At 76.2% G+C, this 6,390-nt stretch carries 6 protein-coding genes; 1 reads left to right on the top strand and 5 read right to left on the bottom strand.

Translation table 11 applies throughout. From position 1 onward, the window contains the following. Positions 1–619: 619 nt before the first annotated feature. The 5 genes from ABZ873_RS33760 to ABZ873_RS33740 all read right to left on the bottom strand — a co-directional run bounded on the left by ABZ873_RS33760 (position 620) and on the right by ABZ873_RS33740 (position 5,905). A complete protein-coding gene (locus ABZ873_RS33760) occupies positions 620–1,753 on the bottom strand; it encodes a glycosyltransferase family 4 protein (RefSeq protein WP_360880562.1) in 1,134 nt (377 codons plus the stop codon). 197 nt (positions 1,754–1,950) lie between these two features. After that, a complete protein-coding gene (gene recN, locus ABZ873_RS33755) occupies positions 1,951–3,675 on the bottom strand; it encodes a DNA repair protein RecN (protein ID WP_360880565.1) in 1,725 nt (574 codons plus the stop codon). A 175-nt stretch (positions 3,676–3,850) separates the two neighbouring features. Next, positions 3,851–4,768, bottom strand: a complete 918-nt coding sequence (locus tag ABZ873_RS33750) for an NAD kinase (protein WP_360880559.1) — start codon at positions 4,766–4,768, stop codon at positions 3,851–3,853. Further along, on the bottom strand, positions 4,765–5,580 hold the full coding sequence (locus tag ABZ873_RS33745) for a TlyA family RNA methyltransferase (RefSeq protein ID WP_360880556.1): 816 nt from the start codon (positions 5,578–5,580) through the stop codon (positions 4,765–4,767). Before ABZ873_RS33745 ends, ABZ873_RS33750 begins: the two co-directional genes overlap by 4 nt. 7 nt (positions 5,581–5,587) lie before the next feature. Next, positions 5,588–5,905: a hypothetical protein gene (locus ABZ873_RS33740; RefSeq protein WP_360880553.1), complete on the bottom strand. Its 318-nt coding sequence runs from the start codon at positions 5,903–5,905 to the stop codon at positions 5,588–5,590. Positions 5,906–5,969: 64 nt separating this feature from the next. Between ABZ873_RS33740 and ABZ873_RS33735 the strand changes: the two genes are divergently transcribed. Then, positions 5,970–6,317: an SCP2 sterol-binding domain-containing protein gene (locus tag ABZ873_RS33735; RefSeq protein WP_360880550.1), complete on the top strand. Its 348-nt coding sequence runs from the start codon at positions 5,970–5,972 to the stop codon at positions 6,315–6,317. Positions 6,318–6,390 lie beyond the last annotated feature (73 nt).

The following is a 6,390-nucleotide window of genomic DNA, read 5'->3' as shown; positions in this document are numbered from 1 at the left end:
GGGGTCCGGGGCGGAGCCCCGATCTTTCAGCCCCGCCGGCGCTTGAGGCGCGGGGTGCGGGGCGGAGCCCCGGAGCGGTGGCGCGGGCGCTTGAGGCGCGGGGCGCGGGGCGGAGCCCCGTGTCCCCGTCCCGGCCGCGCACCCTCTCCGGCTCGCCAGCTCCCACCCAGCCTCGCCGCCCACCTCCAGCCCCGCCGGCGCTTGAGGCGGGGGGTCCGGGGCGGAGCCCCGATCTTTCAGCCCCGCCGGCGCTTGAGGCGCGGGGCCTGGGGCGGAGCCCCGGTCTTTCAGCCTCGCCGGCGTTTGAGGCGCGGGGTGCGGGGCGGAGCCCCGGAGCGGTGGCGCGGGCGGCGACGGTGGGGGCCCTGCGGGGCTTGTCCCCTACCCGCCCTTCCACCGTTCCCCGGGCTCCGCCCGGACCCGCGCCTCAAACGCCGGCGAGGCTGGAGAGGGCCCGGCTACGCCCGGATGGGAGCCCGCACGGCTGGACGGGCGCGCACAGGTCGAGCAGGGCCCGCAGGGCTGGGCAGGCGCCCGCAGGGCTGAGCGGGGCCCGGAAGGCTGGGCAGGGCCCGCAGGGGCGGGCAGGGGCCACCCGGCGGCGGGGGCTCGGGCCGGGTCAGTGGGTGCGGCGGCTGGGTTCGGTGAGTTCGTCGTAGATGGAGAGGATCTGCGCCACCGTTTCGTCCTCCGACGGCCACGTCGCCGCCTGGGCGCGTCCCGCCGCCGCCAGCGCCGACCGGCGGGACGGGTCCGCCAGGAGGGAGGCGACCGCGGCCGCCAGGGGGGCCGGGGCCCCCGGGGGGACCAGGAGTGCGGCCTCGCCGACCAGCTCCGGCACACCCCCCACCGCCGTCGCCACCAACGGCACGCCCGCCCGCAGCGCCTCCTGCGCCAGCGGCGCCCGCGCCTCCCACCGGCTCGGGAGCACCGCCACGTCCGCCGCGGCCAGCAGCTGCGCCGCGTCCCGCCGGCGCCCCAGCAGCCGCACCGGAAGCCCCTCCTCCTCGATCCGCCGCGCGAGTACGTCCCGTAGCGGCCCCTCCCCCGCGACCACCAGCAGCGGTACGGGATCCAGCGCCCGCCACTCCCGTGCCGCGTCGAGCAGGACCGAGTAGCCGCGGCGCGGCACCAGGCTGCCGACCGCGATCAGCAACGGCCGTTCCACCACGCCCAGTTCCGCCCGCACCTTCCCCGGATCCGCCGCCTCCGCCCCCGCGCCCACCGGCGCCACCGGTACGGCCACGGCAGCCAGCCGCGCATCCCGCGCGCCCCGCAGCCGCGCCAGGTCCACCAGGTCCGAGGAGGCGCCGAGGACCACCGCCGCGGCCCGCGCCACCTGGCGCTCCAGCAGCCGGGCCAGCCGCCCCACCGCGCCCGGCGCCGCCGGGCTCTCCCCGTGCCAGGTGACCACGAGCGGAATCCGCCGCCCGCGCAGGGCCAGGACGGCCCGCAGCCCGGCCCGTACCCCGTGCGCGTGCACCACGTCGGCCCCCGCGCAGGCGGCCCGCAGCACGCTCACCGCGTCGGGCGCGAACTGCGCCCCGGCGCCCGTGAAGTCGTACTCCCCCTCCGCGCGCACCGGCGCGCAGACGGTGACGCGCACCCCGCGCGCGGCGAGCCCGGTGGCCAGCGAGCGCACGTGGGAGCAGTGTCCGGCGCCCGCGCGGGGGCCGAGCACCTGCACGGCGCGCAGCGGCGGGCGTCCGTAGGGCTGTGCCGCGACGGTGGTGGAGACCGGGGAGCTGCTCACGGGCCGAAGCTCCAGGGGGAAGGGAGTCAGAGACGTCGCCAAGGATGCCAGTCCGCACGCGCGTTCCGGGACCATACGGGTGCGGATCGCGTGAGAGATCCGGGCGGACCCGCTCCGGCCTCACCCACACGGCCTAAGCGGAAGCGGAACCCAGAGGCCCGGAACGCAGCGTTCCGGGCCTCTGGCCATCCCACCGCTCAGCCGTCCGCCCGCGCCGCCGCCAGCAGTTCCTCGGCGTGGGCCCGCGCGGAGACGGAGTCCTCGTGCCCGGCGAGCATGCGCGACAGCTCCCGTACCCGGTCCTCGCCCTCCAGGACGGTGACGCCGGAGCGGGTCACGGAGCCGTCGTTGGTCTTCTCGACCAGCAGCTGGCGGTCCGCGAAGGCCGCCACCTGCGGCAGGTGCGTGACGACGACGACCTGCGCGGACTTCGCGAGCTTGGCGAGGCGCCGGCCGATCTCGACCGCCGCCTTGCCGCCGACGCCCGCGTCGACCTCGTCGAAGAGGTACGTGGGCACCGGGTCGGTACCGGCGAAGACGACCTCCACCGCGAGCATCACGCGGGAGAGCTCACCGCCGGAGGCACCCTTGGCGATCGGCCGCGGCTGGGCCCCGGGGTGGGGGGCCAGCAGCAGTTCGACCTCGTCGGCGCCGGAGGGGCCGTAGGCGACCGGGCGGCCGTCGACTTCCACTCCTTCGGGGTCCTCGGTCTGCCGGATGTCGATCGTCACCCGCGCGTGGGGCATGGCGAGGGAGGCCAGTTCCTCGGTGACGGCGGTGGCGAAGCGGGTCGCCGCCTCCACCCGGGCGTCGGTCAGGGTCTGGGCGAGCAGGGACAGTTCGGCGCGCAGCCCATCCCGTTCGGCGGTCAGCTCGGTGATCCGCTCGTCGTCGCCGTCCAGCTCCAGCAGCCGGGAGGCGCCCTGTTCGGCCCATTCGAGGACCCCGTCCACGGTGCCCTCGGTGCCGTACTTGCGGGTGAGCTGGGTGAGGGCCGCGCGCCGTTCCTCCACGGCGGCCAGCCGCAGCGGGTCGGCGTCGAGGTCGTCGGCGTAGCCCGCCAGCTCCCCGGCCACGTCGGAGAGCAGGATGCCCAGCTCCCCGATCCGTTCGGCGAGGCCGCCGAGCGCCGGGTCGTGAGAGCGTACGGCCTCCAGGGCGCGGTGGGCTCCCCCGACGAGCAGGTTGGCGTCGACGCCCTCCGGGTCCTCGGGGTTGCCCGCGAGCGCGGCGTGGGCCGCCTGGGCGGCGGAGGCCAGCGATTCGGCGTGGCCCAGGCGCTCGGCCTCGGCGGCCAGTTCGGTGTCCTCGCCGGCGACCGGTTCCACAGCCGCGATCTCGTCCAGGCCGAAGCGCAGCAGATCGGCCTCCTGGGCGCGTTCCCGGGCCCGGGTGGTGATTTCCTCCAGTTCGGCGGAGGCCGCGCGCAGCCGACGGTAGGCGGCCGCGTACTTCTCCAGGGGGACGGAGACGGCGTCCCCGGCGTACCGGTCGAGTGCCTGCCGCTGCCGGGCGGGCCGCAGCAGCCCCTGCTGGTCGGTCTGCCCGTGTACGGCGACCAGGTCGTCCGCGAGCTCACCGAGCAGGCCGACGGGCACCGAGCGGCCGCCGACGTGGGCGCGGGAGCGCCCCTCGGCGGAGACCGTCCGGCTGATCAGCAGGGCGCCGTCGTCGAATTCGGCCCCCGCCTCCTCGGCGCGTACCGCGGCGGGGGTGTCCGGGCGCACGACGACGCGGCCCTCGACCACCGCCGCCTTGGCCCCGATCCGTACCAGGGCCGGGTCGGCGCGCCCGCCGAGCAGCAGGCCGAGGCTGGTGACGACCATCGTCTTGCCCGCGCCGGTCTCGCCGGTCACCGCGGTGAAACCGGGCGACAGCTCGACCACCGCGTCGTCGATGACCCCGAGCGACCGTATCCGCATCTCCTCAAGCACGGGACGACGATACCGAGATTTCACCGGTGCCATGTGACCGCACCCGCCCGGAACTTTTCGAACGCATGTGCTATTACTGAGATGCGACGGCAACACCGGTGAGCGCGGCCGGGCTTGGGGAGGACGAGGGTCTCCCCCACCCCGGCCGCGCCCCCCGAGCCGGTCAGTGCGGCGCGCCGCGCCAGCCCGACACCGGCAGCGCGAACTTCGCGACCAGCCGGTCCGTGAACGAGGCGTGGTGCAGCCGGGCCAGCCGCACGGGCACCGCCCCGCGCCGGACCTCGACCCGGGCGCCCGCCGGAAGATCCAGCATGCGCCGCCCGTCGCACCACAGCACACCGTGCGGGGTACCGCTCTGCACCTCCACCGCCAGCACCGAATCCGGCGAGGTCACCAGCGGCTTCGCGAACAGCGCGTGCGCGCTGATCGGCACCATCAGCAGCGCCTCGACCTCCGGCCACACCACGGGCCCGCCCGCGGAGAAGGCGTACGCCGTCGAGCCGGTCGGCGTGGCGCAGACGATGCCGTCGCAGCCGAAGCCCGTCACCGGGCGCCCGTCGATCTCCAGCACCACTTCGAGCATCCGCTCGGGGGAGATCTTCTGGACGGCGGCCTCGTTCAGCGCCCAGTCCCGGTGCAGCACGTCGCCGTTGGTCCGCACGATCACGTCGAGGGTCATCCGCTCCTCGACCTCGTACGCGCGGGTCACCACCCGGTCCACGACCTTGTCCAGGTCGTCGCGCTCGGCCTCGGCCAGGAAGCCGACCCGGCCCAGGTTGACGCCCAGCATGGGCACCCCCGAGGCGCGCGCGAACTCCGCGCCGCGCAGCAGGGTGCCGTCCCCGCCCAGCACGATCAGCAGCTCGCACCCGTCGAGCACGCCCGGTGTGGACTCGGTGACGAGCTCCACCTCGGACGGCAGCGGCAGGTCCACCGCCTCGTGGTCGAAGACCCGTACGCCGAGCCCGCTCCGCAGCAGCCCCTTGACGACCAGCTCGGCGCTGCGGATGGCCGCCGGCCGTCCGGTGTGCGCGAGCAGGAAGACGGTGCGCTGTCCCGCAACCCCCGAAGAATCTGTCACTGAGGCCCCTCCGCCACTGCACGGTCAACATCCGCCGGGTCGAGCGCCGGTGCCCCCGCCCTCAGCCACAGAAAGTACTCGACGTTCCCGGACGGCCCCGGCAGCGGGCTGGCCGTCACCCCGAGCACACCCAGCCCCAGCCCCGCCGCGTGCTCCGCGACCTCGCGCACGGCTTCCGCCCGCAGTTCGGGGCTGCGCACCACTCCGCCGCTGCCGAGGCGGTCCTTGCCCACCTCGAACTGCGGCTTCACCATCAGCACCAGGTCCGCGCCGGGCGCCGTGCAGCGCACCAGGGCGGGCAGGACCAGGCCGATGGAGATGAAGGACAGGTCACCGACCACCAGGTCCGCGGGGATCCCGTCGATCTGCTCGACGGTCAGCTCGCGGACGTTCGTCCGGTCCTTGACGGTGACCCGCTCGTCGCTCTGGAGGGACCAGGCGAGCTGCCCGTAGCCGACGTCGACCGCCACCACGTGCGCCACGCCCGCCCGCAGCAGGACATCGGTGAAGCCGCCGGTGGACGCGCCCGCGTCCAGCGCCCGGCGCCCCTCCACCCGCAGTCCTTGCGGCCCGAAGGCCGCGAGGGCGCCGGCGAGCTTGTGCCCGCCGCGCGAGACGTAGTCGGGGTCGCTGTCGTCCTTGAGGACCACGAGGGCCGCGCTGGTCTCCACCTGCGTGGCGGGCTTGGTCGCGGTGGTGCCGCCGACGGTCACCCGGCCCGCGGCGATCAGCTGCGCGGCGTGCTCCCGCGAGCGGGCCATGCTGCGGCGTACCAGTTCGGCGTCCAGGCGGCGGCGTGCCACTCCTGCCACGTTCGGTTCAGCTCCTGTTTTCGTACGGACCGGGGACGGGCGGTGCGTCCAGCGCGTCCAGCGCCTCACGCAGCCCCCGGTGCACATCCTCGTACACCGCGGGGTGTCCCCCGGCCGCGAGGTGGTCCGCGCCGGCCAGCCGCGCCAGGTGCGCGTCCACCCCGGCGTGGCCGGTGGGCGTACGGACGACCCCCAGCGGGGCGGGCCCGGCGGGCGCCCCGGCCCCGGCCTCCGCGGCGGGCGCACCGGCCTCCGCCGCCGCTCCCGCCTGCGCCCCGGGCCCGGCCGGGCTCTGCGCCGGGTCCCCGGCTGCTTCGTGGGTCATGCCCCGACGCTACCCCGAAGCCCGCCGCGGCCGCGTCCGCCTCTGGGGTACGGTCGTGATCACGATGGCTACGATCCAGGAGTGCCGAGCAGCACTCGACCGACTCTCCGGCAACCTCGCGCGGGCCGACGAGGGCGTGCGCGGCGCGGCCTCTTTCGACCGCTCCCTCAGCTGCCACATCACCGACCTCGACCAGACCTTCACCGGCCGCCTCGACAGCGGCCGGATCCGGGTGGACGCGCTCATGCCCGGCCCGCCGGCCACCAAGGCCGAGGTCCGGCTCGCCATGACCGGCGACGACCTGGTCGCGATGGTCGCCGGTGAGCTGAGGTTCGCCAAGGCGTGGGCCTCCGGCCGGGTCCGGCTGGAGGCCGGCTTCCGCGACCTGCTGCGGCTCAAGAGCCTGCTCTGACCCGGTCCGGGCCCCCGGCCGGCCCCGCGCCCGCCGCCCGGCCCCGCGCCGACCACGACGGCCGCACCCAGCC

The sequence above is a fragment of the Streptomyces sp. NPDC047014 genome (assembly GCF_040644195.1).
Classification (GTDB): domain Bacteria; phylum Actinomycetota; class Actinomycetes; order Streptomycetales; family Streptomycetaceae; genus Streptomyces.
Note: the sequence above shows the minus strand (reverse complement) of the source record. Positions and strands in the feature narration are given on the sequence as shown.

Bases quoted from the DNA above. Each gene is read 5' to 3' on its own strand.
- recN (WP_360880565.1), bottom strand. From the start codon at position 3,675: ATGCGGATACGGTCGCTCGGGGTCATCGACGACGCGGTGGTCGAGCTG.
- ABZ873_RS33735 (WP_360880550.1), top strand. From the start codon at position 5,970: ATGGCTACGATCCAGGAGTGCCGAGCAGCACTCGACCGACTCTCCGGC.
- ABZ873_RS33740 (WP_360880553.1), bottom strand. From the start codon at position 5,905: ATGACCCACGAAGCAGCCGGGGACCCGGCGCAGAGCCCGGCCGGGCCC.